We start from the raw sequence: 25,409 nt of genomic DNA, 5'->3' as shown, positions 1-25,409 counted from the left end.
CTCAATTGGCGGCGGGCAGCGCCAGCCTGTCTCGCACATCCCATGTAGGCAGGCGAAAGGCAAGCGCGCGGCTGTCTGGCGCCGCTGTGGTAGGGGTAAATCCCAAGGTCTCGTGCAAGCGTAGCGAGGCGGTATTTTGCGGCAAAACCTCGGCGGTGAGCGCCTGCACATCGCGGCGGGCGGCCATCTGGCGCAAAAAGGCGGCCAGCATCCGCCCGCCCGCGCCCTTTGGCGCCTGTGCTGCTCCGATGTAAAAGCTCCAATGCCAATCGCCTTGCGCGCGCTGCACCGCCGAGACCAGCCCCAGATCGCGGCCCGCTTCGCTATAGATGCAATACACCGCGTCCTCGCGCTGCGCCGCGCGGGCGACCCAAGCGGCATGGCTGTCCCATTCAAGCGGGTCGGCGCTCAGGCTGGCGGCGCGGATATGGGGCTGGTTGCGCCATGCGAAAAGCTGCTCGGCATCATCGGCCCTCAAGGGGCGCAGCGCCCCGCCGAGCGCCGCCACCACCCGCGCCGCGCCGCCCCCGTCGCAGATTTGCGCCGCCGCCTCGGCCAGCGTCGCCGAGCGGCTGATCGCCTCGGCCAGTGCCGCATCGAGCCGCGCCGGATCGCGCGCGTCCTCGAGCGAGAGCGCCACCGCCGCCCCCGCCTCGGCCAAAGCCGCAACGCCAGGGCGTTGGTTGTCGCTCACCGCGATGGTCAGGGTGGGCAGGCCGAGGCAGCAGCGCTCCCAGCTTGTCGTGCCCCCCGCGCCGATGCACAGATCCGCCGCGCCCATGCGTGCCGCCATATCGGTTGCGTCCAGCGTCAGGCAAAAATCGCGCTCCTGCGCCGCGCGCGCCTCTACGGCCTCGCGGCTTTGCGACGCCGATCCCATCACCACCTCGGCCCGAAGCGGCGCCGCGCGCGTTCGGACGTTCCAGCGCGCCACAGCGTCCAGCGCCAGCGGCGCAAGCCCTGCCGCGTCCATCATCCCCGGTGCGATGAGGATACGCCCGATCTCGCCGCCGCGCCGCGCCAAAGCGGCAGGGCGCGCGGCTGCAAATTCGGGACGCAATAGCGCGAAATGCGGCCCGCTGAGCCGCGCCAAGGCCCGATGGCGGCGCGGCGCGGCGCCCAAACGCGTCTGGTCCAGCAGCAGATCCGCCCCAAGCGCACGGTCGTCAAGATCGTCAAACGCCATCAACCGCACCTCCGGCACCCGCGCGCGCAGCGCCGCAACCCAGCGCCGGTCGATCCCGTAGTGATCCAAAATCACCCAATCGGCTTGCACGCGCAACGCCTCAAGAGCGCTGCGTTCGGCGTCCTGCTGCCACGGCTGGCGCAGCCAGTCGGCATAGCCATCAGGACCCGCCGCGCCGCCACCCCCCCCCGCATCGGCGGCGCTTTGCGCTGGCATGCTTTGGGTTGGCATCAAGATCAAACCATGCTCCGCCGCGCGCACCCAATCGGCCATGCCGCCGCCCGCGTCGATCATCAAAAAGGTCACCTCATGACCTGCCGCGCGCGCCGCATCAGCCAAGGACAGGCAGCGCATGATATGCCCGCCGCCGATCCGGCCATCGCCATCTGCGCGGATCAACAGCCGCATGGCCTAGGCTTTCTCGCGCAGGGCAAAGAGTTTTTCCGCGAAATGCCAATCATCCATCGTGTCGATGTCGACGCAGCGGTCAGCGGGCAAGATCACGCCCGCCGCACCGTCCCAAATGCGCGCCTGCCCGTCGCACCACGCCTCGGCGCGGCCCCAATAGAACTGCCCGCTGTCGAAATAGGCGGTTTCGAGGTCTTGCGAGCGTTTGGGCATCATCGCGGCGTCCATGGCCGCCACATTGGCCCCGCTGCCACTGCGCCGGTAGGCGCGCTGGATCGGGGTGCGGTATTCGCCCAGCGCCAGAACCCAGCGCGCCCCGCCCGCCAACAGGTCCAGCCCTTCGCTGAGGTCCTCGGGCGTGACAAAAAACGCCGTCGGATAAAGGCAACAGACCGGCACATCGGGCGCGAGGCCAAGCCGCGTGACCGCATCGCGGATCACTTCGGTGGTGCCGGTAAAATCATCCGCGAGCGCAGGATCGCGAATGAAGGGCACTTCGGCGCCTAAGCTCTTGGCCGTCTGGGCAATTTCAGCGTCATCGGTGCTGACGATGATGCGCGTGAACAATCCGCTCTCTTGCGCCGCAGCCAAGGGCCATCCCATCGCCGGACGCCCCGCAAAGGGGCGGTGGTTTTTGTGGGGGATGCGTTTGGAGCCGCCGCGCGCAGGCAAAATCGCAACCGCGTCGGAGGGTAGATTATCGCTCATGTGATCCCTTTCGCGAAGGCCCGCGCCCCCATGGTTTTGCGCAAGTTTACCAGCCCGCCAAGCAGGAGCAAGCCGCAGCCGTCAGGCTTTGCGCCCCGCGCCTTTCCAGCGCCGGTGCACCCAAAGCCATTGCCCCATATTCTCGCGCACCCGCCGCTCGAGGCTGTCGTTGAGCGCTTGGGTCATCTCGGCTGCGGTGCTATGGGCGATCGGCGCTTCCAATTCGACCCGAAAGCTCATCCCGTCGGGTTGGCGAATGGCATAGCACGGGATGACCAAAGCGTCATATTTGAGCGCCAGTTGCGCCGCCGAGAGCGCCGTATAGGCGGTTTGGCCAAAGAAGGTCAGCGGCTCGCCCGCGCCCATATGTTGATCGATCAACAGCGCCAGCGATCCGCCCTCTTTGAGGTGTTTGACCATCTGCGCCATGCCCTTGCGCCCGCGTTCGAACAAGGGGCTGCCCGCCGCCGAAATCGCGGCGACATAGCGGTCGTTGAAATAGCGGTTATTCATGCGCCGGTAGAGCCCGCCGAGCGGAAATCCGCGGGCGGCAAATCCGGTGCGGATCACATCGTAATTGCCAAAATGCCCCGAGACGAAGATCACCGGCTGGCCCTTGGCGCGCGCCGCCTCGACCGCCGACATGCCTTCGCCCTCAAAGGGCGTTGCAAGCGTCACGTCATGCAGGTTTTCGGGCGAAAAAATTTCCAGCACCGAACGGCCCATATTGTCCGGCACGGCCCGCGCGAGGCGTTTGATTTCATCGGGCGGCAGGTCGATCCCCGTCAGGCGCAGGTTATTCTTGATCCGGCGGCGATAGCCCACCAGCGGCGCCAGAACCCGCGAGAAAAACCACCCTCCGAACGGGATACGCCAGCGGTAGGGCAACAGGCGGATCAGATCGACCAAGCCCACCATGACGGCACCCGACAGCCGTTCGCCCAATGCTGCGAGGCGCTGTTTGGGGCTTGGTTTGGGGCGGTTCTTGCTTTGCTCGGGCATCGGGTCTCGGGTGTTTGTGAGGGCGGCGCGGCGGCCGTTGGGCCGCACAATCGCAGCCTATATGGCGGCAAATCCGGCCCGACCCAAGCGAAAATATAATTCGGTGACCCCTGCGGCTAAGGCCTAGCGCGCGCCGCCCAAGGCCGCCGTCAAATCCTGCGCCGCGCGTTCGACCTGCGCGCCGATGGTTTCGATCCGTGCGGGCGTCAACCGCGCGGCCAGACCCGAGACCGAGATCGCGCAGGCCGCATCGCCTTGCGGGCCATGCACGGCGGCGGCAACGCAGCGCAGTCCCGTGACATGCTCCTCGTCATCCACCGCATAGCCGCAGGCCCGAACCCGCGCGATATCCGCCATGGCCGCTGGCAGCGCGCGATGCGAGCGCGAGGTCAGCGGGTGAAACCCTGTGCGCGCGGCGAATGCGGCGATTTGATCGTCGCGCCATGTGGCCAAAATCGCCTTGCCCATGCCCGAGCAAAACACCGGCACCCGCCCGCCCGGAGGGGAGATGGCGCGCATGATCTCGCGGCTTTCCACTTGCGAGACGGTGACCAATTGATCCTCGTCCAGAATCCCCAAATTGGCGGTCTCGCGCGTCTCGTCGCGCAGACGGCGCAAGAACGGCAAGGCCGGCGCGATAAAGTTGCGCCGCTGCGTATAGGCCGCGCCCACCGAAAAGGCCGCGCGCCCGACATGCCAAAGCGCATCATCAGGGGCAAATTGCGCAAAGCCGCTTTGCTCCAGCGTGGTCAAAAGCCGGTGCGCCGTCGAGACCGCCAAATCTGCCTCGCGCGCCAGATCGCTGACCCTTTGGCCTTCGTCCGATTGGCTCAGCAGCGTCAAAAGGCGCAAGGCGCGCGTCACCGATTGCACCCCTTCGGATTTCTGGCTTGGCATGATCGTGACCTCGTGTTGCTGGTTTGTGCGGCGGTTTGGCGGCGGCCGGCGCGCAGCTTTCCGCATCGTGAAAAACTTATTCCCAAAACGGGAAGTCCGGCAAGCCCTGCCCTACAACATGCCCAACACAGGAGAGTGCCATGACAAATTATGTTGACCGCTTCGGCCTTTCGGTCGCCGCCCCGCTTGCCGATCTGATTGAGAACAAAGTGCTTTTAGGTGTCACGCCCGATGCGTTCTGGTCCGGCTATGCCGAAATGCTGCGTGATTTGATGCCGGTGAATGCGGCGCTTTTGGCGCGGCGCGATGAGTTGCAGGCGCAGATCGACGCGTGGCATCTGGCGCGCAAGGGGCAGGACATCGACGCGGCGGACTACCGCGCCTTCCTGACAAAGATCGGATATCTGCAGCCCGAACCCGCCCCCTTTGAGATCCCGGTCGAGAATGTCGATGCAGAGATCGCCTCCATCGCAGGGCCGCAATTGGTCGTTCCGGTGATGAACGCACGCTTTGCGCTCAATGCGGCGAATGCGCGTTGGGGCTCGCTCTATGATGCGCTTTACGGGACCGATGCCATCGCGGGCACGCCCGAGGGCAAAGGCTATGACGCGGCGCGCGGCGCGAAAGTCATCGCATGGGCGCGCGCGCATCTGGACAAGGTCGCGCCTTTGGCGGGCGGAAGCTGGGCCGATGTCGAGGCGATCGTGCCGACGGGCGAGACGGTGTTGATCACCACCAAAGGGTTGGAAACCGGCCTTGCCGATCCGTCGCAATTTGCCGGAACCACGGCGGGCGGCGGTCTTATGCTGCGCAAGAACGGGCTGTTGATCGAGGTGGTCGTGGACCGCGAAAGCGCCATCGGCAAGAGCGATCCGGCAGGCATCAGCGATCTGCGCCTCGAAAGCGCCCTGACCGCGATTCAGGATTGCGAGGACAGTGTCGCGGCGGTGGACGCCGAAGACAAATGCGCCGTCTATGCCAATTGGCTTGGCCTGATGGATGGCACCTTGAGCGAGACCTTCGAAAAGGGCGGGCGCGAGGTGACCCGACGTTTGAACCCCGATGTGCGCTATACCGATCCGCAAGGCAATGCGGTCACCCATGCGGGGCGCGCGGTGCTTTTGGTGCGCAACGTGGGGCACTTGATGACCACCGATGCGGTGATGATGGGCGGCAAGGAAACCCCCGAAGGGATGCTCGACGCCGCCGTGACCGTTGCGGCCGCGATGCATGATCTGGCGCGCAGCGACACCAAAAATTCGCGCGCAGGCTCGGTCTATGTGGTCAAACCCAAGATGCATGGCCCCGAAGAAGCGGCCTTTGCCGACACGCTCTTTGGCCGCGTCGAGACGATCCTCGGCCTGCCCGCCAATACGGTGAAACTGGGCGTGATGGACGAAGAGCGCCGCACTTCGGCCAACCTTGCCGCCTGTATCAAGGCCGTCAAAAACCGCTGCGTTTTCATCAACACCGGCTTTCTGGACCGCACCGGCGACGAAATCCATACCTCGATGCAGGGCGGCGCAGTGATCCCCAAAGCCGAGATGCAGGCCGCGCCTTGGCTGGGAGCCTATGAGGCGGGCAATGTCGATACTGGTCTGGCCGCGGGCCTGTCGGGCAAGGCACAGATCGGCAAAGGCATGTGGGCCAAACCCGACATGATGGCCGAGATGCTGGAGGTGAAAATCGGCCACCCGAAAGCCGGTGCGAATACCGCTTGGGTGCCCTCGCCCACGGCTGCGACCCTGCATGCCACGCATTACCATCAGGTCGATGTCGCCGCATTGCAGCAGCAGCTCAAATCGCGCGAGAAAGCATCGAAAGAGGCGCTTTTGACCCCGCCATTGATGCATGGCCGCAACCTGTCGGATGCCGAGGTCACGCGCGAATTGGACAATGCGTGCCAATCGATCCTTGGTTATGTGGTGCGCTGGGTCGATCAAGGCGTCGGCTGCTCGAAAGTGCCTGATATCAATGATGTCGGATTGATGGAGGATCGCGCGACCTTGCGGATTTCCTCGCAATATCTGGCCAACTGGATGCTGCACGGAATTTGCTCGGGCGACGAGATCGACGCCGCCCTGCGCCGGATGGCCCCGAAGGTCGACGCGCAAAACGCCTCTGATCCGGCCTATGTGCCTATGGCTCCGGCCTTTGACGGGATCGCCTTTCACGCGGCGCGCGATTTGATCTTCAAAGGGATCGAGCAACCCTCCGGCTATACCGAACCCCTTCTTCACGCGGCGCGGCGCGCGGCCAAAGCCCAGAAAGGCGCATAAGATGTTGACCATCAAACGACTGGATATTTCCGAGGCGCGGATATTGATCGCGGGAGCGCGCGACAAGGCGGCCGAGATCGGCGTGCCCATGTGCATCGCCATCACCGACGAAGGCGGCAACCTCGTTGCCTTCGAGCGCATGGATGGCGGCAAGGTCACCTCGACGACCATCGCCATCGACAAAAGCTACACGGCCTCGGCGGCCAAAAAGGCCACCCATGAATATGGCGCTGCCAGCCAGCCCGGATCGCCGGCCTACGGGATTTCCTCGGCCATTGGCGGGCGGCTGATGGTGGTCGGCGGCGGTTTGCCCGTGACCTTTGACGGCGATGTGATTGGCGGTATCGGGGTCAGCTCGGGCACGCCCGCGCAAGATCAAGAGGTTGCGCAGGCAGGGATTGATGCCCTGCTTGCGGCGCTGGCCTGATCCAACCGGCGGCTCGGGCGCGGCGCGCGGTCTCAGATCGGCGCAGCGCCCTCTGCCCTCTGCCCTCTGGAAAACTGCTTCAAGGTTTAGCATTTATCGCGCGAGACATGCGTGCGCGCCCAGCGGCAAAATGCGCCCTGCCCTCAATCGGCAGCGGACCTCGGGCCGCCTCAAACTGCATGGACTTTTGGGACATCCCGTTGTTTTTGTTTTCTTTTGCCCCGCCTGAGGCCCAGCGCATCGCATCACGGAGACCCTCAAAGCGGCCCGCATTAAACCCCGCCACCATCGCGCATAGATCGCGCCGCAACGCCGCCGCTTGCGCCGTCCTGCCCAAGCATCAGTTTTACGCCACTTTAACGCGCGCGGACCTATGCCGGACCCGTCCGGCTTTGCACGATGCGCCGCGCCGCCTGCTGCATTGATTGATGCGGCGCTGTGCTTGGGTTAAGCCGGACGTGTCAACCCATGACCCAAGCCTTTGAAGGGGCGCAATGAAACGGCTGTTTGTGCATATCGGCACGCATAAGACTGGGACGACCTCGATCCAGTATGCCTTGGCGCGGGCTGATGTTGCTTTGGCGCGGCAAGGGGTCTTCTACCCGCCGCTCTATGCCAACCCCAACAACCCCGGCCATCATTTCATGGTGCTCGAGCCATCCGCAGAGGCCGCCGCGCCGCATCGCGCATTGATCCAAGCCATCGACGCCTCGCCGGCCGACACGGTGATCGTGAGCACCGAATTGCTGTCGGTGATCGATCCCGCGCAGATCGCGGCGCTCGCGGATCGCTATGAAACCACTGTGGTGTGCCTGCTGCGCCGGCAGGACGACTACATCGAAAGCATGTATCGCGAGCTTTGCAAATCTTCCTATTGCGCGCTCGAGCCGGAGGAGTTTGTTGACGCTGTCCTGCGCCGCGACCCGTTATTGATATTCAGCGATTTCAAAGGCGTCGACTTGCGCGCCCCGCTGCCCGCCGATTACGAGCGCTTGATCGCGAGCTATGCGGATTTGGTCGGCGCAGAGCGGGTTCTGGCCATTCCCTACGACGATCCGGCTTTCGGGATCGATGCGGTGGACCGCTTTGGCAAAGCCCTCGGGATCAAGATACCTCAGCCTGCGGGCGGGCCGCGAAACGTCAGCTTTTCGCCCGAAATCGTCACCGTGCGGCGGATGCTCGACGCAACTTTGCCGGACGAGGAAAAGCTGGCGCTGCGCGGGGCCTTCTGGAAGGTCAACCGCGCCGTTGCGCGCGAGCAGCGCGGGCAAAACCTGCTCGGCACCGAGGCGCGGCGGCGGATTATGGCGCATTACGCCGCCTCGAACGCCCGTTTGCGCGCGCGGTTTATCCCTCATGCGACCACAAGGTGGCTGGCCGATCCGCATGCTGCCGCGGCCTCGGTCCATGCCGTAGAGGCCACCCCGCCCAGCGCCGCACGCAGCCTTGAATTGATACAGCAGATCATGGCCGCGCGCACGCAAAGCGAGGCCTCTGCGCCCGCCCCCGCCGACGAGACCAAAGCCCATCACTCCCCCCCGCCGCGCCCCGCGCCGCAAGCCGCCAAGACGGCTCCCGCGTCCCTACGCGGCGCGCCAGAGCAAGGCAATATCGAGCAGATCGGGCTGAATTTCGAAACCATCAGCAAATTGCTCGACGATCCCGACCGGATGGCGACCTATATGGATGTGATCGCCGAATGCGGGCTCAATGCGATCCGGTTGCCGTTTTATTGGCGGCATCTGGTGCAATACTCCGACCGCGGCGACATGGTTCTCAACGAGGGGCTGGTCAATCATTACCATGCCTTCGTCGCGCTCTTGCCCAAACATATCCAGATCACGGCGGTGATCATGAATTGCCATCCGGAGGTGGCCCGATGGACCTATCTGGGCGAGGTGGATTTTTCCCAAAAATACGCTGAATATGTCACGGCTTTGGCCCAAACCTTCGGGTTTATCGACGATTTCGAGCTTTGGAACGAGCCCAATGCCTCGGATTTCTACGTCTCCGTCAAGGCAGAGGACGGCACCCATCGCCCGTGGACCGGCGCCGAATATGTTGACATGGTGCTACGCCCTGGCGTGCAGAGCCTCAAGGCGGTGGGCTTTGCTGGCAAGATTTGCGGCGTAAGCTTTGCCGAGAACGGCCTTGTCGGCCATGATGCGCGCACCCGCCCCGCCTTTGCCAACACGCTGCACGACTATCGCGAGGAATTTGCCGCCGAGTTTTCCGATAATGCCGGTCACGACGGGTTCTACTTCATTCCCGATTTCGCCAAACAGGTCTTCGCCGCCATTGCGGCGCGCGATCCCGACCGCAGCGACATGGCATTTGACGCCATCGGCCTCCACCCCTACCCCTATTTCGGCGAGGCGCCCGACGGGTTTGCCGCCCATAGCTGGCAATTGACCCAAGCCTTTCGCGGCGCGGCAGCGCAGGCGGGATTGGGCGAACTGCCGCTATGGATCACCGAAGTTGGCGCGCGTTCGCTCGATCTGGCGCAGAACTATGATTTTGATGCGATGACACAGGCCGATTTCGTCAGCAGCTTCATGGGCGACGCCGCCCATGACAGCGCCATACAAAAGGTATTTTGGTATAAATACCGCGATGAAGATTGGGATTTGAAACAGGAAAAATCCTTTGGCCTTGTGGATCACGAAGGGCGTAAAAAACCCGCCTATTACAGCTTCCGGCGGCGGTGTCTGGATTACACCGCGCCCGATGCGCTGCGCAGCTTGCAAGACGATTTCGGCGCGGGTGCGGTGTTGCACTGCAATAGCGTCGACGCCTCGTTCTGGAGCGTCGAGAAAACCGAACCTTTCGCCTATGCGATACCGGCACATACAAACGCAGGCGACGGCAGCGCGCTGTTGATCTCTCCGGGGCGCGCGCTCGGCAGCCGTTTTCGCATCGAAACCAAACGCCATTTGGCCGCCGACCGGAGCAACCAGCTGACTGCGCGGCTCAGGTTTCGCATCAAACCGATTGACCAAGAAAGCCAGATGATGGGTCTGGGTTTTCAGATCCTGAACTTGGCCGATCCGCAAAACGGGTTGTTCTTGCGGGTAAAAATCGTTGGCCGCAGCGGCGCCTTGGCCTTTGAATTTGGCACGTGCGAGGCCGCAATGAAGCCCGTTGGCGAGGCCCATACCGACCACCCGACCGGATTTTGCGAGCTCCGCCTGACCACAGCGGCAGGCATGGTGCGTCTAACCTGTCTGGATGCGCGCGATAACGTGATCTTCGAGGCTGATCTATGCACCGCGGCCGAGGTTTTCTTGGGCCGCCGCCTGCGCGGGGCGATTGACGTCTCGCGCCTGCAAGGCCCGATCCATTTCATCGAACTGAGCCATTTTTCGATGCTGCGCTAGGCGCAGGGCCGCGCGCAACGCCGCGTCGGCGCTTTTAACCCCTTTGCAAGCTTGATAGAGTTGCGCAACCGCACGTTTATCGAAAAGGGCGACCCATGCTTGATATGCCGAAACTTCGCGCCACTTTGGCCGAGACCTACGACCTCGCGCCGAATGTCGATTTGGCCGCTTCGATGCAAAGCACCTATGAGAAAATGGACAGGGTTGTCTCGCCCGCCGATTGGGCGATCTATGCCCCCTATGTCAAAGCGATCAATGATCTCAAACGCGAAAGAAACGCGGTGATTTTGGGCCATAATTACATGACCCCCGAAATCTTCCACGGCGTGTCGGATTTCGTTGGCGACAGTTTGCAACTGGCGATGAAGGCCACGGATGTGGACGCCGATATCATCGTGCAGGGCGGCGTGCATTTCATGGCCGAAACCAGCAAGATCCTCAGCCCCGAAAAAATGGTGCTCATGCCCGATATGGCGGCAGGGTGCAGCCTTGCCGAATCCATCACCGCCGAGGGCGTGGCCGAGATGCGCGCCAAATACCCTGGCGCTCCGGTGGTCTCTTACGTCAACACCACCGCCGAGGTCAAAGCCGCCTCCGACATCTGCTGCACCTCGTCGAATGCGGTGCAGATCGTCGATGCGATGGAGAGCGACACGGTCATCATGACGCCGGACCAGTTTTTGGCACAGAACGTCGCGAACCTGTCGAAGAAAAAGGTCGTCTATTGGGCGGGCTCTTGCATCGTGCACGAGCTTTACACCGCCGAGGATTTGCGCGCCTACCGCGAGAGCGATCCGCAGGTCAAGATCATTGCCCACCCCGAATGCACTCCCGCCGTGGTGGCCGAAGCCGATTTCACCGGCTCGACCAGCGGCATCATCAATTGGGTGCATGAGAATAAACCGGCCAAGGCGATGTTGGTGACCGAATGCTCGATGGCGTCGAATATTGCCGATGAATTGCCCGAGGTGGAATTTGCCAAACCGTGCAACATGTGCCCCTTCATGAAGAAAATCAGTCTGGAAAAAATTCTCTATGTGCTGCACACGCTCGACAATCAGGTCGAGGTCGATGAAGAGGTCGCCGCCAAGGCGCGCATCTCGGTGCAGCGGATGATCGATCTGTCGCGCAAGCTGGGCCTGTGATCCGATCATGAAAGAGATCAAAACCGACCGGATCGTCATCATCGGCGCGGGGCTTGGTGCGCTCTATGCGGCGCTCGAACTTGCGCCTTTGCCCGTTGTGATGATCTCTCCCGAGACGCTCGGCGAGGGGGCCAGCTCGGCTTGGGCGCAGGGCGGCGTTGCGGCGGCGATGGCCGATAAGGACAGCCCCGCCTCCCACGCCACCGACACCATCCGTGTCGGCGCTGGGATCGTGGTGCCCGAGGTGGCCGAATTGGTGACCAATGAGGCGCGCAACCATATTCTGGAGCTGACCGACCTTGGCACGCCCTTCGACCGCTCGGGCGCGGGGGACTATGTGCTGTCGCGCGAGGCGGCCCATAGCTTTGCCCGCGTTGTGCGCGTCAAGGGCGATCAGGCGGGCGCGGCGATCATGGCGGCCTTGATCGAACAGGTGCGCGCCGCGCCTTCGGTGCAGGTGCTCGAAGGCACGATGGCCTTGGGGATCGAGACCCGCGACGGCGATGTGACCGGCATCGAAATCCAAGCCTCGGGCGAGGCGCGCTCTGCGCCGGTGATGTTGCGCGGGGCGGCCTACCTGTTCGCGGGGGGCGGCTCGGGCGGGCTTTATGCGCTGACCACCAACCCGCCGCGCATTCGCGGGCAGGTGATCGGCATGGCCGCGCGGGCGGGCGCGGTGATTGCGGACGCCGAATTTGTGCAATTCCACCCCACGGCGATGGACGTGGGCGAAGACCCTGCGCCTTTGGCCACCGAGGCCCTGCGCGGCGAGGGAGCGATTTTGATCAATGCGGCGGGCGAGCGGTTTATGACCGGCGTGCATCCCGACGCCGAACTGGCCCCGCGCGATGTGGTCGCGCGCGAGATTTATGCCCAAACCCAAGCCGGCAAGCGCCCGATGCTCGACACGCGCGCCGCGCTCGGCGCGCGGATCAAAACCCTCTACCCCTCGGTCGCCAGCGCCTGCGCGCGCAATGGCATCGACCCCGCGACCATGCCGATCCCCGTCTCGGCGGCGGCGCATTATCACATGGGCGGGATCGCCACGGATGTGTTTGGTCGCGCCTCCTTGGGCAATCTTTGGGTCTGCGGCGAGGCCTCTTCGACCGGGTTGCACGGAGCCAACCGCCTCGCCTCGAACGGGCTGCTCGAAGCGCTGGTCTATGCGCGCATCTGCGCCGCCGATATGGCGGAACGCGTCGCGCCCAATGCCGCCCCCGAGATCACCCTCGCGTTCGAGGAGGGCGGGCGCGCCCCCGACCCGAGCGCCGTGGCCAAGCTGCGCGCTACGATGACGGCCAATGTCGGCGTGGTGCGCACCGATGCCGGATTGCGCAGCGCGCTGCGCGAGATTGCCGCGCTCGAACAGGCCCACGGCGACAGCCCCGATTTCGCCAATATGTGCGCCACCGCCACCTTGATCACGGCCTGTGCATGGGTGCGCAAGGAAAGCCGCGGCGCGCATGAACGCGCCGATTACCCCGATATGCACGCAGGGGTCGGCAAACGTTCGATGATGACATTGACCGAGGCGCGCGCCCTGCGCGCCCAAGCTTGCGAGGATACGCGATGACGGCCCATCAAAGCCTGCCTGATCTGGTTCTGGAGCCCATGGTGCGCGGCGCGCTGATGGAAGACCTTGGCGCTTATGGCGATGTGACAACCCGCGCGGTGATCCCTGCGGGGGTGACCTATGAAGCGCGGATCAACGCGCGCGAAGACGCGGTGGTGTCGGGCATGCAAATCGCCGCGATGGCCTTTCGCTTGATCGATCCGGCCTTGGAGGTGGTGACCTTGCGCGCCGATGGATCGGCCTGCAAAAAGGGCGACACGCTGATGCAGATCAACGGATCGGCGGCCTCGATCCTTTCGGCGGAACGTGTCGCGCTGAATTTCGCTGGCCGTTTGACCGGAATTGCCACGCAAACCGCCCAGTTTGTGGCGCAAGCCAAAGGCACCAAGGCGCGGGTCACCTGCACGCGCAAAACCACGCCCGGTTTGCGCAGCGTGGAAAAGCTGGCGGTGCTGCATGGCGGCGGGTTCAATCACCGCTATTCGCTTTCCGATGCGATTTTGATCAAGGACAACCATATCGCAGCCGCCGGCGGCGTGCGCGCCGTGCTCGAGGCCGCCAAAGCGCATGGATCGCATATGACCACGGTCGAGATCGAAGTGGACCGTTTGGACCAGCTTGAAGAGGTTTTGCAGGTCGGCGGCGCAGATGTGGTCTTGCTTGATAATATGGACAACGAGATGCTGCGCGCCGCTGTCGCCATGGTGGGCGGGCGGATGAAAACCGAAGCCAGCGGCAATGTGACCGCCTCGCGCATTGCTTCGATCGCCGCGACAGGGGTTGATTACATCTCCTCGGGGGCTTTGACCCATTCGGTGCGCACTGTGGATTTGGGGCTTGATTTTTAAGCGCCCCGTCGCCCGATCCGCCGCTTGGGCAGATTGATTAGAGGTGCATTTTTGCGCCTTTCGCGCTAGGCAGGGCGCAATTTCGCCGCCCCGCCAACGATAAAGAGGCCCGCCGTGACGTCGCAAAACCATCCCGCTGACAGCACAGAGCAAGGCGCGCGCGGCGTTGCCGCCGTCAATCGCGCTTTGGCGATCATCGGCGCGATCGAAGCGGCGAGCATGCCGCGCAACCTGTCGGAAATCGCGCGCGCGACGGGTCTTTACAAAAGCACCATCCTGCGGATTTTGGAATCCTTACAAGACGCCGGATATGTGGTGCGCGTCGAAGAGAGCAAATACGCCCTCGGCCCCAGCATCCTGCAATTGGGGCTGGCCTATGAGCGCACCAATCCGTTGCGCCACCAAATCCTGCCGGTGCTGGAGAGGCTGGTGGATCTGGGCACCGAAAGCCCGTCCTTTCATGTGCGCCAGACGCCGAGCGAGCGGTTGTGCCTGTTTCGGGTGAACTCGACCCATTCAACCTTGGACCGTGTGCATGCGGGCGACCGCCTGCCGATGCAGCGCGGGGCGGCGGGCAAGGTCTTGCTGGCCTTTGATGCGGGCGGCGGGCCAGACAGTGCGCCAGACAGAGCGCCGGAGGGTGCGGATCACCGCGAATTGGCCGCCATCAGGCGCGCGTGTTTTGCCCTGTCGCTTGGCGAGCGCGATCCGCTCTGCGCGGGGATCGCGGCGCCGGTGTTTTCCGGTGCCAACCGCCTTGTCGGGGCGCTGTCTTTTTCGGGCCCCAAAGAGCGCTTCACCCCCGAGGATATCGCCCGCATGACGCCGCAGCTTTTGAGCGCCGCGCGCGAGATATCCGCGGCCCTTGGCGCGTGTTATCCGCTCTAACCGCAGTTACCCGACATTTCCCTATTCCCGCTCGGTCACCCCCAAAGGGTGCACCCGTCCTGTCGTGGATTTCGGGGCTCTGCGAAACATTTGTTGCGCGTGACAGAATTATCGGTCTATTTTCAAGGGAAGAGGAGATCTGATGACCCAGCCCCGCTTATCGCTAGACGCCCTGCACCCCTTGGGACATGGCCTCGCACGCCCCGAATCCGTGCATGTTTACGCCGATGGATCGCTCGCCGTATCGCACCGTGGGCGCGGCATCAGCATGATTTCCGCCGAGGGCGAGGTCCGCACGCTTGGCCCCTCCCCCGCGATGGCGGGCGGATCGGAGCTCATCCCCAACGGCATCGCCCTGCAAGCGGACGGCAGCTTTTTGATCGCCAATATCGGCGAGGGCGGCGGGATATGGCGGCTGTCCGCGCAAGGGGAACTGACGCCCTACCTGATGGAGGTGGACGGGGTCGCTTTGGCGGCGGCGAATTTTGTGATGACGGATGCGCAGGGGCGACATTTCATCACCGTCAGCACGCTCAGCCTGCCGCGCTTCAACGCCTATTCGGACAAGGTCCGCGACGGGATGATCGTCATGGTGGACGCCAAGGGGCCTCGGATACTGGCCGATGATATCTGCTTTGCCAATGAATGCCGCCTGACCGCCGACGGGCGCGGGCTGTTGGTCACCGAGACATTTGCACGCGCCGTAACGCGCTTCGATCTGGGCGATCAGGGCCTGAGCAACCGGCGGGTCTTTGCAAGTTTTGGCCAAGGCGATTTCCCCGATGGTATCCGGTTTGATGCTGCGGGCTATCTTTGGGTGACCTGTATCGTGTCGAACCGATTGTGGCGTATCGCGCCGGACGGGCAAAAGGAATTGGTGATCGAGGATTGCGATCCCGAATGGGTGCAAACCGTCGAGAGCGCCTTGGCCGCAGGACATATGGGGCGCGAGCATTTTTACGGCACGGGCAAAAGCTCCTTGGGCAATATCGCCAGCATCGCGTTTTCGCACGATGGTCACATAGGATATCTCGGCTCGCTCTGCGGCACCTCGATTTTGACCTTTGCAACCGGCCAAGGCGCGGCGCAATGAGCGCGCCGGTCCTTGGTTTCATCGGGCTGGGCGTGATGGGCGAGCCGATTTGCCGTAATATGCGCGTCAAGTCGGGCTTTGACATGCATGTGTTTGATCTCGACCCCGCCCCTGCCCAGCGTATGCGCGAGCATGGCGCGCAGCTTGCGCCAAGCCTCGCCGATCTGGCCGCCAAGGTGGATATCTTGTTTCTCTCCTTGCCGGGCGGGGCGCAGGTCGAGGCGGTGATCCTTGGCGAGGACGGGATTTTGGCTCATGGGCGGGCGGGTCTGGTGGTGGTGGATATGTCCACCGCACCGGTCGTTTTGACCCGCGATCTGGCGGCAAAGCTGGCGGCCAAGAGCATCGCCTTCGCCGATGCCCCCGTCGCGCGCACCCGCCAAGCCGCCGAAGAGGGCAGCCTGTCGATCATGGTGGGCGCGGATGATCGGATCTTTGCCGCCATTCGCCCGCTTTTGGCCCATGCGGCAAGCGACATCACCCATTGCGGCGGCGTGGGCTGCGGGCAGGTGGTGAAAATCCTCAACAATATGGTGCTGTTCGAGACGGTCGTGGCGCTGTCCGAAGCGTTGGCCTTGGGCAAGGCGGCGGGGATGGATCCGGCGCTACTCTTCGACACGCTGTCCAAAGGCTCCGCCGACAGCTTTGCCCTGCGCAATCACGGGGTCAAAGCCATGCTGGCGGATGCCTTTCCTGACGGAGCCTTCCCGACCGATTATGCGCTCAAGGACGTCGGCTATGCGCTTGATCTCGCGGCCTCTTGCAAGATCAAGGTCCAAGGCGCCGAATTGGCCAAAGCGCGGATGCAAAAGGCCAAAGAGGCTGGATTTTCCGATGCTTACTTCCCCGTGCTTGCGCGGGTGACGGATCGGGTCTGACGGATGGAGCGGGTCGATGTCCTGATCGCGGGCGGCGGCAATGCGGCGCTTTGCGCGGCCATCGCGGCGGCGCGGGCGGGGCGGCGGGTCGTGATCCTTGAGGCCGCGCCGAAATTCTATCGCGGCGGCAATACGCGCCACACACGCAACATGCGCTGCGCCCATGATGCGGCCACCGATACGCTCACCGGCCCATACGGCGAAGAGGAATTCTACGACGATTTGCTGCGCGTGACGGCGGGCAACACCGACAAGCCCCTGTCCAGAATGATGATCGCACAATCAAAACCGATGCTCGATTGGATCCAAGAGCAAGGGGTGCGGTTTCAACCGTCTTTGGGCGGCACGATCAACCTTGGCCGCACCAATTCGTTTTTCCTCGGCGGCGGGCGCTCGATGCTCAACGCGCTTTACCGCACCGCCGAGAGCCTCAAGGTGGAGGTGCGATATGAGCATGAGGTGACCGGATTGGATATCCGCGGCGCACGGTTTCGCAGCGCCCGCGTGCGATGCCCCGACGGCGAAACCGACATCGAGGCGGGCGCTTTCGTCGCCGCCTGCGGCGGGTTTCAAGCCGATATCCACTGGCTCAAGAAGGGATGGGGCGAGCGGGCCGAAAACTTCCTTATACGCGGCACGCCCTTCAATCGCGGCACGGTCACGCGCATGTTGATTGATCATGGTGTGATGCAGATCGGTGATGCCAGCCAATGCCACGCCGTCGCGATCGACGCACGCGCACCGCGCTATGACGGCGGGATCATCACGCGGCTCGATTGCGTGATTTTGGGCGTCGTGGTCAACAAAAAGGCCGAGCGGTTTTATGACGAAGGCGAAGACCTCTGGCCAAAACGCTATGCGATTTGGGGCCGTTTGGTCGCCGATCAACCGGATCAAACCGCCTATATCATTTTTGACGCCCCCAATATCGCCCGCTTCATGCCCTCGCCCTACCCGCCCATATCGGCAGGCAGCGTGGCAGAGCTGGCGGGCAAGCTGGGCCTTGATCCAGCGCGGCTCGACGCCACGATCAACGGTTTTAATGCGGCCGTGGTCGGCGGCAAGCCGCTGGACACCAATGTTTTGGACGGCAATGCCACGCGCGGGCTGCGCATTAATAAGACCAATTGGGCGCAGCGTATCGAAACCCCGCCCTACTATGCCTATCCGGTCAAGCCGGGCATCACATTCACCTATCTGGGCGTCAAAACCGGCATGGATGCGCGGATGATCATGGCCGATGGCACCCCCGCCGAGAACCTTTTTGCAGCGGGCGAAATCATGGCGGGCAATATATTGGGTCAAGGCTATGCGGCGGGCATCGGCATGACCATCGGCGCGGTCTTTGGCAAAATCGCAGGAACGCAGGCGGCGCGTCATGTCTCATAGCACTGCGGCCCTCACCGAGGCGGATCGATTGATGACGATCTGTAACTCTTGCCGCTATTGCGAGGGGCTTTGCGCCGTATTTCCCGCGATGGAGATGCAGCGGGCATTCTCGGACGGTGATCTGAATCATCTGGCGAACCTGTGCCATGGATGCGGCGCCTGCTATCACGATTGCCAATTCGCGCCGCCGCATGAATTTGCGGTGAACCTGCCGCAAAGCCTCGCCCGCGTGAGGTCCAAAAGCTATGGGCATTACGCATGGCCTGCGGCGGCGCGGCCGATCTTTGACAAACACGGGCTGGCTCTGGCCTTGGGATGCACGGTTTTCTTTGCGCTGTTTTTGCTCGGGTTTATCGCGGCACATGCGCCCGGTGTGATTTGGTCCGCGCATCTGGAGGCGGGGCGGTTCTACGCACTGATGCCGCATGGCGCGATGGTGGCGGTTTTCGGCGCGGCTTTCTTGTGGATGCTCGTGGCGGTTTTCATGGGCGCGCGGGCCTTTTGGAAAGACTGCGGCGCGCGGGATTTGGGCGCGGGCGATCATCTTCGCGCCAGCCATGATGCGGCGCGGCTGACCTACCTGGATGGCGGCGGGATGGGGTGTTTCAATGAGGACGACGCACCGACGGACCGGCGCAGGATGTGGCACCATCTGGTGTTCTACGGCTTTTTGCTCTGCCTTGCCTCGACCTCGCTTGCGACGCTCTACCACTACGGGTTTGACGCAAAAGCGCCCTATGCATGGTGGCAATTGCCGCCGCTTTTGGGCATCGCCGGCGGCATCGGCCTCGTGATCGGGTGCCTCGGGTTGCTCCGCGCCAAGGCGGCGCGGCTCGGCGCGCTCAAGGCGCAAGAGTTTCGCGGCATGGAATACGGGTTCATCGCGATCTTGCTGCTCACCGGCGCAAGCGGTTTGGCCCTGCGCGCCGCAGGGCATACGCCCGCGCTTGGCTCGCTTCTGGCGCTGCATCTTGGCGCGGTTTTGACGTTTTTCCTCACCCTGCCCTACGGCAAATTCGTGCACGGGCTCTATCGCTATCTGGCGTTGGCCCGATACGCCCGCGACCGCCGGCACGGCGGAGGCACCTCATGAGCCGCGCGCAGGGCCATATCCGCTTATGCCTTTTTGGCGACGATCCCGTTCATGAACAGGTCGAGAAAATGCGCCGAGACCTCGTCGGGCGACATGGCGTCATCTTCGGTATGCCAGCGCAAAATCCAGTTCACGGCACCCAAGAAAAAATTCGACGTGATGCGCACATCAACGGGTCGCAACGCCCCCTCTTGGATCGCCTTCTCGATCAGCATGCGCGAATAGCGGTCCAATTGGCGGCGCCGGTCGATCAGCTCCTCTTGGGCCTCTTCGGGCAACGCGCGGATATTGGCCATCGTCGTATAGGCCCCGCGCTCTTCCATCAAAAGCTCCATGAAGCGTTTGTACAAAAAACTCAGCTTGTCAAAAGCGCTGCCGTCGAAACCTTCGGCCTCAAGCCGCGCGGTTTGCCCGCAGTTATAGGTCAGCTTCAAACACTCATAGAGCAGTTGCTCTTTGTTTTTAAAGTAATAATAGAGCGCGGTTTTGGTTACGCCGATCTCTTCGGCGACCTCGTCAAGGGAGGTCGCATGGTAGCCCTTCTCGTTGAAAATGCGTGCAGCAACGCGCAGGGCCGCGCGCCGTTTCAACTCTCGCACTTCTTCGCGGCTCGCAACGGCGCCGTTCCAGTTTGCCATTCTCTGGGCTCCTCGTGTCTTGCCGCATTGCGGCATTAAATCGTTTCACGGATCGGGTCAAATCACAAGCCTCGCAACCGCGCATATTCGACACGGGTATTTTATTGACGCATGAGTAAAAAAATGTTCTGCTAAGTATCGAGGGCATATAATCGTTAACCGAGCCGCCCCGTTACATCCAATAACAGGAGGAATGTCGCCGGACCCGTTTCGGCGCTTAGGGAGGATAATATGACAAAATCACTGACCAACCGGCGTGCACTTTTGCGCGGTGCCATGCTGGCGCCCCTTGCTGCACCCGCCTTTATCGGCAAAGCCATCGCAGCGGGCGCCGTCACATGGCGCGTCCAATCGCATTGGCCCAAAGCGTCCGGCTCTTTCAACGATTCCTTGGGCGTTCTGGCTGCCGAGCTGGAAAAGCGCTCCGAGGGGGCGTTCAAGCTCGAACTCTTCGGTGCCGGCGAATTCGGTAAGGGCAAAGACATCTACCAATTGATCAAACGCGGCGTTCTGCCGATGGGCACCTGCTCGCCGTCCTACTTTCAAGACGAGGTCGAGGCCGCCAGCTTCGGCTATGGCATCCCTGGCACATTCCGCGAATCGTGGCAGCTTCAACATGCGATCAAGAACCTCGGCATCGAGGATTTGATGAACGAGCAAATGAACCCGACCGGCGTGCTTTACATGACGGAAAAGGTTTATCCGACCGAGTTGGTCGTCTCGAAGAAGATCGAAACCGCCGCGGATTTTGCCGGTCTCAAGCTGCGCTCCTCGGGCACGATGCTCGATTATCTGGCGGCCGCAGGGGCCGCGCCGCAATACATCGCGGGGGCCGAGCTTTATCAATCGATCAGCTCCGGCGTTGTGGACGGCGCGCATTGGGGCGCCGCGATTGGCGCAAAATCCATGTCGCTTTGGGAGGTTGCAAAATACCACGTCAAACCCCCGCTTGGCCTGACGGGCGACGGGTTCATCGTCAACATCAAGGAGCTTGAAAAGCTCGACGATGATATGCAGCTCTTGCTGACATCGCTGCTTGAAGAGCGGTTCTGGCGGCGGTCTGCTGAGTATTTGCACAAAGAGGCCATCGCGCTTGCCGCCGGACGGGCGGAAAACGGCGTCGAGGTGATCAACCTGCCCGAAGAGGTCTCGCAAATGCTTGTCGCGGCCTCCTCCGACATCCTCGCCAAAGAGGCCGCGCGCGGTCCGCTGGCCGAAAAAGCGGCCGCGGCTTACTCGGGGCTGATGCGCGATCTCGGATACCTCTGAGGTCGGCGCGTCGGGGCCGGCCGACGGCCCCGACCCATCCTTTTGACACAAAAGACCAGAGCCACCGCGAAGAGTGGCTCGGGCGGCGTTCATGCGCCGCACCGGAGGAGTATGGACAATGTGGTTAGGTTTTCTTGGCGGGGTCACGCGACTGAACCGTTGGATCGGGCGTTGGGCATCGCTTGCGGTGTTGTTGATATTCGCGCTTTTGTTGGCGGATGTTGTGATGCGGTATCTGGTCGGGCGGCCCGCGACGTGGTCGGCCGAACTCGCGACGATGATCTTTGGCGTCTATGCGATCATCGGCGGCGGTTACCTGTTGGCCGAGCGCGGCCATGTCAACGTTGACATCATCTATGGCAGCTTCTCCAAACGGCGCAAAGCGACGGTGGATATCGCCACATTCTTCCTCTTCTTGCTTTTTATCGGCGTATTGCTTTGGCAGGGCCTGTCTCTGGCCGCAGAAGCCGTCGAGGGATGGGAGCGGTCCAATTCGGTTTGGAAGCCTTACATCTGGCCAGTCAAATGCATGATTCCGGTCTCTGCCGTTCTTCTTTTACTTCAAGGCATTGTGCGTCTGACGGGTGATATCCGCATTCTCATGGGCCTGCCCGTCGACGAGGCGATCTTCGGCAAACAAGCCGATCCAGCCGATCACAGCGAAATCGAGGCCCGATAATGAGCGTAGAACTTCTCACCCTCCTGTTCTTCGGCGGACTTTTGACCTTTGTCATGATCGGAACGCCTTTGGTGTTCGTTCTGGGCGGCGTGTCGGTCATCTTCTTGTTCTTCGAAATGGGGCCTTTGGGCTTTTTCCTTGTCGCCACAAAAATGTGGGACACGATGCAATCCTCGACGCTGATGGCGATCCCGTTGTTTGTCTATATGGCGATCCTTTTGGAAAAATCCGGCGTGGCCAACGATCTTTACAAGATGATGCATATCTGGTGGGGCGGGCTGCGCGGGGGCTTGGCGATTGGCACGGTGGCAATCTGTGCGATTTTCGCGGCCATGTCCGGCATTTCCGGCGCTGCCGTTGTGACCATGGGGACCATCGCCTTGCCGCGGATGCTCGAGCGCGGCTATGACAAGCGGCTTGCCGTCGGGGCGATCAACGCAGGCGGCGGTTGGGGCATTTTGATCCCGCCGTCGATCCTGATGGTGCTCTATTCGCTCTTGTCCGAAGTCTCCGTCGGGCGGCTGTTTGCGGCGGGGGTGGGGCCAGGTTTGACGCTGTTCGCTCTGGTCTCGCTCTACATCGGCATCCGCTGCTGGATCCAGCCCGAGCTTGGCCCCGCCCTGCCCAAGGAAGAGCGCGCCGGATGGGGCGCGAAATTCGCCTCGCTCAGAGCGGTGATCTTGCCGATCTTCATCGTGGCGATTGTTCTGGGCGCAATTTTCGGCGGCTATGCCACCCCGACCGAGGCCGCCGCCGTGGGCGTTTTCGGCGCGCTGGTCGCAACGCTGGTCAACGGACAACTCAATTGGAGCGGGCTGCATTCGGCGGCGATTGATACGCTCAAGCTGACGGCGTTGGTCATGTGGATTCTCTTTGCCGCCCATGCCTTCAGCACCGCTTATACGGCGCTTGGCGCGCAAAGCCTGATCGAGAACCTGATGAGCCTGATCCCTGGCGGAAAATGGGGCGCCTTGGCCTTTATGATGCTGATCTTGTTCTTGCTCGGCATGGTGCTTGATCCGGTGGGGATCATGCTCATCACCTTGCCGGTATTTTTGCCGATTGTGAATTCCTATGGCTTTGATCCGATCTGGTTCGGCATCCTTTTCGTCATCATGATGGAGGTCGGATATATGACGCCGCCCTTCGGGTTTAACCTGTTCTACCTCAAAGGCGTGGCACCGCCCGAAATCTCGATGGGCGATATTTACCGCTCGGTGATCCCATATGTTTTGGTCACGCTGGTCGGACTGTTCTTGATCGTCCTCTTCCCGCAGATCGCGCTGTTCCTGCCCAATTACTTTTACGGAGGCTAGGCCATGTCATTGGCAGATAAATTCACCCTCAACTGGCCTGGAAATGCGCTGTTCGGCGCGGGGCGCTGCGACGAGCTTGGGGCCGTACTGGCCGCGCGCGGGCAGCTGTCGGCCTTGATCGTCACCGATCAAGGGTTGGCCGAAGCCGGCGTTCTGGGCCGGATCGAGGCCGCGCTGGACGGTGCGGGTGTGCGGCATTCGGCCTATCGCGGCGTCTTGCCCAATCCGACCACCGCCAATGTCACGCAGGCCCGCGAGATGTGGCAGGCTGGCTCGTTTGACGCGTTGATCGCGCTTGGCGGCGGCTCGTCGATTGACACGGCCAAGGGCGTGATGGCCGAGCTGCTCACCGGCGAAGACGCATTTGCCAGCTTTGGCCGCGATGTGGACAGCGCCAAGACCGCTGTGCCGCCGTTCTACGCGCTGCCGACGACCTCGGGCACCGGATCGGAATGCTCGCTTGGCGCGGTGCTCAAATCCCCCGAGCGCAAATTCGTCATTCGCGGCAGATTGTTGCAACCCGCAACCGTGATCATGGACCCCGAACTGACGCTGTCCTTGCCTGCGGGGATGACGGCCTGCACCGGTTTTGACGCCTTTGCCCATGCCATCGGGGCCTATACCAACAAGGTCGTGAACCCGATTGCCGATGAAATGGCCTTGGCGTCGATGCGGCTGATCTTCGAGCATCTGGAAACCGCTGTGACCGAGCCGCAAAACCTCGAGGCGCGGGCGGGCGTGATGATGTCGTCGTATCTGGCGGGGTTTTGTATCGGGCAACAGGGCGTTGATGCGATCCACGGGCTTTGCACGCCGGTCGAGAGCGTGGTCAGCACCATTCACGGCCAAGGGCTTGCGACCATCTTGCCCCATATCTTGCGGTTTAATGCGGTGACCATGACGGCGAAATATGCGCAAGCCGCGCGCCGCTTGGGATTGAGCGATGCGCCCGAGGACGAGGTCGCGCGCGATGCGCTCTTCGAGGCGGCGCTCAAGCTGTCGGCCCTCACGCGCGCGCCCGAGAAACTGACCGACTATGGCATCACAGCGGGCGATATTCCGCGCCTGACCGAAATGGCGCTGTTGTCCCAAGCCACCGAGCGCAACGGCCGCCCGATGGGTGCAACCGATATCACCAAACTTTACGAGGCTATGATCTGATGAGTGCAGTATTGGACGCCGAGCAGCGCATGCTCAAAGACAATGTCGACAAATGGCTCGCCGCGAATGTGACCCCGCTGATCGCCGAGCATGAGGCAAATTGCACCTTTCCGTTCGAAATCCTCGATGACCTCAAGGAGTTCGGCTATCTGGGTGGAAAAATCCCCGAAGCCGATGGCGGGTTCGATCTGCCCTATATGACATGGGGGATGTTGATGGAAAGCGCGGGCTATTGTTGGGGAAGCCTTCGCACCATCGTCAATATCACCAATGGTACGATCCAGAAGCTGTCGCGCTTTGGCACGCCCGAGCAAAAGGACCGCTGGCTCAAACCGCTCTTGGCCAATCAAATCCGCACCTGCACCGGATTGTCCGAACCCAATGTCGGCTCCAACGTGCGCGGGATCGAGACGCGGGCCGATTTCAAGGGCGACCACTATGTGATCAACGGGCGCAAGCTTTGGATCACCAACGGGGTCAATGCCGATATCTGCCTTCTGGTGGCGCGCAGCTTTGGCAACGGCACCGACGGGGCGCTTTCGACCTTTGTGGTCGAGACCAAATCCAAAGGGTTTTCCGCCAAGCGGGTGTCGAAAATGACCCTGCGCCCCACGGGCACCTCGGAGCTTGAATTCGATAACGTCATCGTGCCGGTGGAAAACCGTTTGGGCGATGAGGGCACGGCCTTGTCGGGCACGTTGGCGGGGCTGAACACCGCGCGGGTGAATATCGCCATGGGCGCGGTCGGCCAAGCGCAATGCGCGCTCGATCTGTCGGTCGAATACGCCAAGACGCGCAAGCAGTTCGGCAAACCCATCGGCAGCTTTCAACTGATCCAGAAGCATATCGTCGATATGACCATTCGCACCAAAGCGGCGCGCGCGCTGGCCTATAGCGCGGCGGCGCGGCTCGATGCGGGCGAGGAAGCGCGCGAGGATTGCTCTATCGCCAAGCTTTACGCCACCCAAGCCGCCTTTGAAGTCGCCGATATGGCGCTGCAAGTGCATGGCGGGCTTGGCTATTCTACCGAATACCCCATCGAGCGGATTTTCCGCGACACGCGCGGCGGGATGATCCCCGAAGGCACATCCGAAATCCAGACCTTGATCGCAGGCCGCGAAATTCTTGGCCTGAACGCCATTACCTGAGGACGCA

Annotated in this window: 21 protein-coding genes; 16 read left to right on the top strand and 5 right to left on the bottom strand. The window is 62.4% G+C overall.

Annotated elements, in window-relative coordinates:
* Position 1 precedes the first annotated feature (1 nt).
* From pseG to ABWV64_RS13220, 4 genes are all read right to left on the bottom strand, one after another.
* Entirely contained in the window at positions 2 to 1,594 is a 1,593-nt protein-coding gene (pseG, locus tag ABWV64_RS13235; RefSeq protein ID WP_353346045.1) for a UDP-2,4-diacetamido-2,4,6-trideoxy-beta-L-altropyranose hydrolase, read from the bottom strand.
* Between the two features lie 3 nt (positions 1,595 to 1,597).
* Positions 1,598 to 2,302 carry a pseudaminic acid cytidylyltransferase gene (gene pseF / locus ABWV64_RS13230; RefSeq protein ID WP_353346043.1) on the bottom strand — a complete coding sequence of 235 codons (705 nt, stop codon included), beginning with the start codon at positions 2,300 to 2,302 and terminating at the stop codon, positions 1,598 to 1,600.
* A gap of 81 nt (positions 2,303 to 2,383) precedes the next feature.
* Positions 2,384 to 3,220 (bottom strand): lysophospholipid acyltransferase family protein, encoded by an 837-nt coding sequence (locus tag ABWV64_RS13225; RefSeq protein ID WP_502902670.1) that lies wholly within the window; start codon positions 3,218 to 3,220, stop codon positions 2,384 to 2,386.
* A 207-nt stretch (positions 3,221 to 3,427) separates the two neighbouring features.
* A complete protein-coding gene (locus ABWV64_RS13220; protein ID WP_353346039.1) occupies positions 3,428 to 4,201 on the bottom strand; it encodes an IclR family transcriptional regulator in 774 nt (257 codons plus the stop codon).
* Positions 4,202 to 4,341: 140 nt separating this feature from the next.
* Between ABWV64_RS13220 and ABWV64_RS13215 the strand changes: the two genes are divergently transcribed.
* The 11 genes from ABWV64_RS13215 to tcuB all read left to right on the top strand — a co-directional run bounded on the left by ABWV64_RS13215 (position 4,342) and on the right by tcuB (position 19,191).
* Complete coding sequence (locus ABWV64_RS13215) at positions 4,342 to 6,480, top strand: malate synthase G (protein WP_353346037.1); 2,139 nt, start codon at positions 4,342 to 4,344, stop codon at positions 6,478 to 6,480.
* A gap of 1 nt (position 6,481) precedes the next feature.
* Entirely contained in the window at positions 6,482 to 6,907 is a 426-nt protein-coding gene (locus tag ABWV64_RS13210; RefSeq protein WP_353346035.1) for a GlcG/HbpS family heme-binding protein, read from the top strand.
* A 494-nt stretch (positions 6,908 to 7,401) separates the two neighbouring features.
* Positions 7,402 to 10,284, top strand: coding sequence for a cellulase family glycosylhydrolase (locus ABWV64_RS13205; protein ID WP_353346033.1), 2,883 nt, complete (start codon positions 7,402 to 7,404; stop codon positions 10,282 to 10,284).
* 95 nt (positions 10,285 to 10,379) lie between these two features.
* On the top strand, positions 10,380 to 11,429 hold the full coding sequence (gene nadA, locus ABWV64_RS13200) for a quinolinate synthase NadA (RefSeq protein ID WP_353346031.1): 1,050 nt from the start codon (positions 10,380 to 10,382) through the stop codon (positions 11,427 to 11,429).
* Positions 11,430 to 11,436: 7 nt separating this feature from the next.
* Entirely contained in the window at positions 11,437 to 13,002 is a 1,566-nt protein-coding gene (locus tag ABWV64_RS13195) for an L-aspartate oxidase (RefSeq protein ID WP_353346029.1), read from the top strand.
* Positions 12,999 to 13,850, top strand: coding sequence for a carboxylating nicotinate-nucleotide diphosphorylase (gene nadC, locus ABWV64_RS13190; protein WP_353346027.1), 852 nt, complete (start codon positions 12,999 to 13,001; stop codon positions 13,848 to 13,850). The genes ABWV64_RS13195 and nadC overlap by 4 nt, the downstream gene beginning before the upstream one ends.
* 114 nt (positions 13,851 to 13,964) lie before the next feature.
* Entirely contained in the window at positions 13,965 to 14,738 is a 774-nt protein-coding gene (locus ABWV64_RS13185) for an IclR family transcriptional regulator (RefSeq protein ID WP_353346025.1), read from the top strand.
* Between the two features lie 142 nt (positions 14,739 to 14,880).
* Positions 14,881 to 15,831 carry an SMP-30/gluconolactonase/LRE family protein gene (locus ABWV64_RS13180; RefSeq protein WP_353346023.1) on the top strand — a complete coding sequence of 317 codons (951 nt, stop codon included), beginning with the start codon at positions 14,881 to 14,883 and terminating at the stop codon, positions 15,829 to 15,831.
* A complete protein-coding gene (locus ABWV64_RS13175; RefSeq protein WP_353346021.1) occupies positions 15,828 to 16,709 on the top strand; it encodes an NAD(P)-dependent oxidoreductase in 882 nt (293 codons plus the stop codon). The genes ABWV64_RS13180 and ABWV64_RS13175 overlap by 4 nt, the downstream gene beginning before the upstream one ends.
* A 3-nt stretch (positions 16,710 to 16,712) precedes the next feature.
* Positions 16,713 to 18,098: an FAD-dependent tricarballylate dehydrogenase TcuA gene (tcuA, locus tag ABWV64_RS13170; protein ID WP_353346019.1), complete on the top strand. Its 1,386-nt coding sequence runs from the start codon at positions 16,713 to 16,715 to the stop codon at positions 18,096 to 18,098.
* Positions 18,088 to 19,191, top strand: a complete 1,104-nt coding sequence (tcuB, locus tag ABWV64_RS13165; protein ID WP_353346017.1) for a tricarballylate utilization 4Fe-4S protein TcuB — start codon at positions 18,088 to 18,090, stop codon at positions 19,189 to 19,191. Before tcuA ends, tcuB begins: the two co-directional genes overlap by 11 nt.
* 23 nt (positions 19,192 to 19,214) lie before the next feature.
* Here the strand turns inward: tcuB and ABWV64_RS13160 are convergent, their stop codons facing one another.
* Positions 19,215 to 19,829: a TetR/AcrR family transcriptional regulator gene (locus ABWV64_RS13160; RefSeq protein WP_353346015.1), complete on the bottom strand. Its 615-nt coding sequence runs from the start codon at positions 19,827 to 19,829 to the stop codon at positions 19,215 to 19,217.
* 231 nt (positions 19,830 to 20,060) lie between these two features.
* On the opposite strand from ABWV64_RS13160, the gene dctP reads away from it, so the two are divergent.
* From dctP to ABWV64_RS13135, 5 genes are all read left to right on the top strand, one after another.
* Positions 20,061 to 21,098, top strand: coding sequence for a TRAP transporter substrate-binding protein DctP (gene dctP, locus ABWV64_RS13155; RefSeq protein WP_353346013.1), 1,038 nt, complete (start codon positions 20,061 to 20,063; stop codon positions 21,096 to 21,098).
* Positions 21,099 to 21,216: 118 nt separating this feature from the next.
* Complete coding sequence (locus tag ABWV64_RS13150; RefSeq protein ID WP_353346011.1) at positions 21,217 to 21,777, top strand: TRAP transporter small permease subunit; 561 nt, start codon at positions 21,217 to 21,219, stop codon at positions 21,775 to 21,777.
* Positions 21,777 to 23,093, top strand: a complete 1,317-nt coding sequence (locus tag ABWV64_RS13145) for a TRAP transporter large permease (protein WP_353346009.1) — start codon at positions 21,777 to 21,779, stop codon at positions 23,091 to 23,093. The genes ABWV64_RS13150 and ABWV64_RS13145 overlap by 1 nt, the downstream gene beginning before the upstream one ends.
* Positions 23,094 to 23,096: 3 nt before the next feature.
* Complete coding sequence (locus tag ABWV64_RS13140) at positions 23,097 to 24,254, top strand: iron-containing alcohol dehydrogenase family protein (protein WP_353346007.1); 1,158 nt, start codon at positions 23,097 to 23,099, stop codon at positions 24,252 to 24,254.
* Complete coding sequence (locus tag ABWV64_RS13135; RefSeq protein ID WP_353346005.1) at positions 24,254 to 25,402, top strand: acyl-CoA dehydrogenase family protein; 1,149 nt, start codon at positions 24,254 to 24,256, stop codon at positions 25,400 to 25,402. The genes ABWV64_RS13140 and ABWV64_RS13135 overlap by 1 nt, the downstream gene beginning before the upstream one ends.
* The last annotated feature ends 7 nt before the right edge of the window (positions 25,403 to 25,409 follow it).

Source organism: Litorivita sp. NS0012-18, from assembly GCF_040371945.1.
Taxonomy (GTDB): Bacteria; Pseudomonadota; Alphaproteobacteria; order Rhodobacterales; family Rhodobacteraceae; genus Litorivita.
The sequence above is the reverse complement of the archived record's forward strand: the minus strand, read 5'-3'. Positions and strand labels throughout refer to the sequence as shown.

What these genes read in the sequence shown, in the direction of transcription:
- ABWV64_RS13220 (WP_353346039.1), bottom strand. Translation starts at nt 4,201, where the DNA reads ATGCCAAGCCAGAAATCCGAAGGGGTGCAATCGGTGACGCGCGCCTTG.
- ABWV64_RS13150 (WP_353346011.1), top strand. Translation starts at nt 21,217, where the DNA reads ATGTGGTTAGGTTTTCTTGGCGGGGTCACGCGACTGAACCGTTGGATC.
- ABWV64_RS13135 (WP_353346005.1), top strand. Translation starts at nt 24,254, where the DNA reads ATGAGTGCAGTATTGGACGCCGAGCAGCGCATGCTCAAAGACAATGTC.
- pseG (WP_353346045.1), bottom strand. Translation starts at nt 1,594, where the DNA reads ATGCGGCTGTTGATCCGCGCAGATGGCGATGGCCGGATCGGCGGCGGG.
- dctP (WP_353346013.1), top strand. Translation starts at nt 20,061, where the DNA reads ATGACAAAATCACTGACCAACCGGCGTGCACTTTTGCGCGGTGCCATG.
- ABWV64_RS13195 (WP_353346029.1), top strand. Translation starts at nt 11,437, where the DNA reads ATGAAAGAGATCAAAACCGACCGGATCGTCATCATCGGCGCGGGGCTT.
- tcuA (WP_353346019.1), top strand. Translation starts at nt 16,713, where the DNA reads ATGGAGCGGGTCGATGTCCTGATCGCGGGCGGCGGCAATGCGGCGCTT.
- ABWV64_RS13225 (WP_502902670.1), bottom strand. Translation starts at nt 3,220, where the DNA reads ATGGTGGGCTTGGTCGATCTGATCCGCCTGTTGCCCTACCGCTGGCGT.
- ABWV64_RS13140 (WP_353346007.1), top strand. Translation starts at nt 23,097, where the DNA reads ATGTCATTGGCAGATAAATTCACCCTCAACTGGCCTGGAAATGCGCTG.
- ABWV64_RS13210 (WP_353346035.1), top strand. Translation starts at nt 6,482, where the DNA reads ATGTTGACCATCAAACGACTGGATATTTCCGAGGCGCGGATATTGATC.
- tcuB (WP_353346017.1), top strand. Translation starts at nt 18,088, where the DNA reads ATGTCTCATAGCACTGCGGCCCTCACCGAGGCGGATCGATTGATGACG.
- nadA (WP_353346031.1), top strand. Translation starts at nt 10,380, where the DNA reads ATGCTTGATATGCCGAAACTTCGCGCCACTTTGGCCGAGACCTACGAC.
- nadC (WP_353346027.1), top strand. Translation starts at nt 12,999, where the DNA reads ATGACGGCCCATCAAAGCCTGCCTGATCTGGTTCTGGAGCCCATGGTG.
- ABWV64_RS13215 (WP_353346037.1), top strand. Translation starts at nt 4,342, where the DNA reads ATGACAAATTATGTTGACCGCTTCGGCCTTTCGGTCGCCGCCCCGCTT.
- ABWV64_RS13180 (WP_353346023.1), top strand. Translation starts at nt 14,881, where the DNA reads ATGACCCAGCCCCGCTTATCGCTAGACGCCCTGCACCCCTTGGGACAT.
- ABWV64_RS13145 (WP_353346009.1), top strand. Translation starts at nt 21,777, where the DNA reads ATGAGCGTAGAACTTCTCACCCTCCTGTTCTTCGGCGGACTTTTGACC.
- pseF (WP_353346043.1), bottom strand. Translation starts at nt 2,302, where the DNA reads ATGAGCGATAATCTACCCTCCGACGCGGTTGCGATTTTGCCTGCGCGC.
- ABWV64_RS13160 (WP_353346015.1), bottom strand. Translation starts at nt 19,829, where the DNA reads ATGGCAAACTGGAACGGCGCCGTTGCGAGCCGCGAAGAAGTGCGAGAG.
- ABWV64_RS13175 (WP_353346021.1), top strand. Translation starts at nt 15,828, where the DNA reads ATGAGCGCGCCGGTCCTTGGTTTCATCGGGCTGGGCGTGATGGGCGAG.
- ABWV64_RS13205 (WP_353346033.1), top strand. Translation starts at nt 7,402, where the DNA reads ATGAAACGGCTGTTTGTGCATATCGGCACGCATAAGACTGGGACGACC.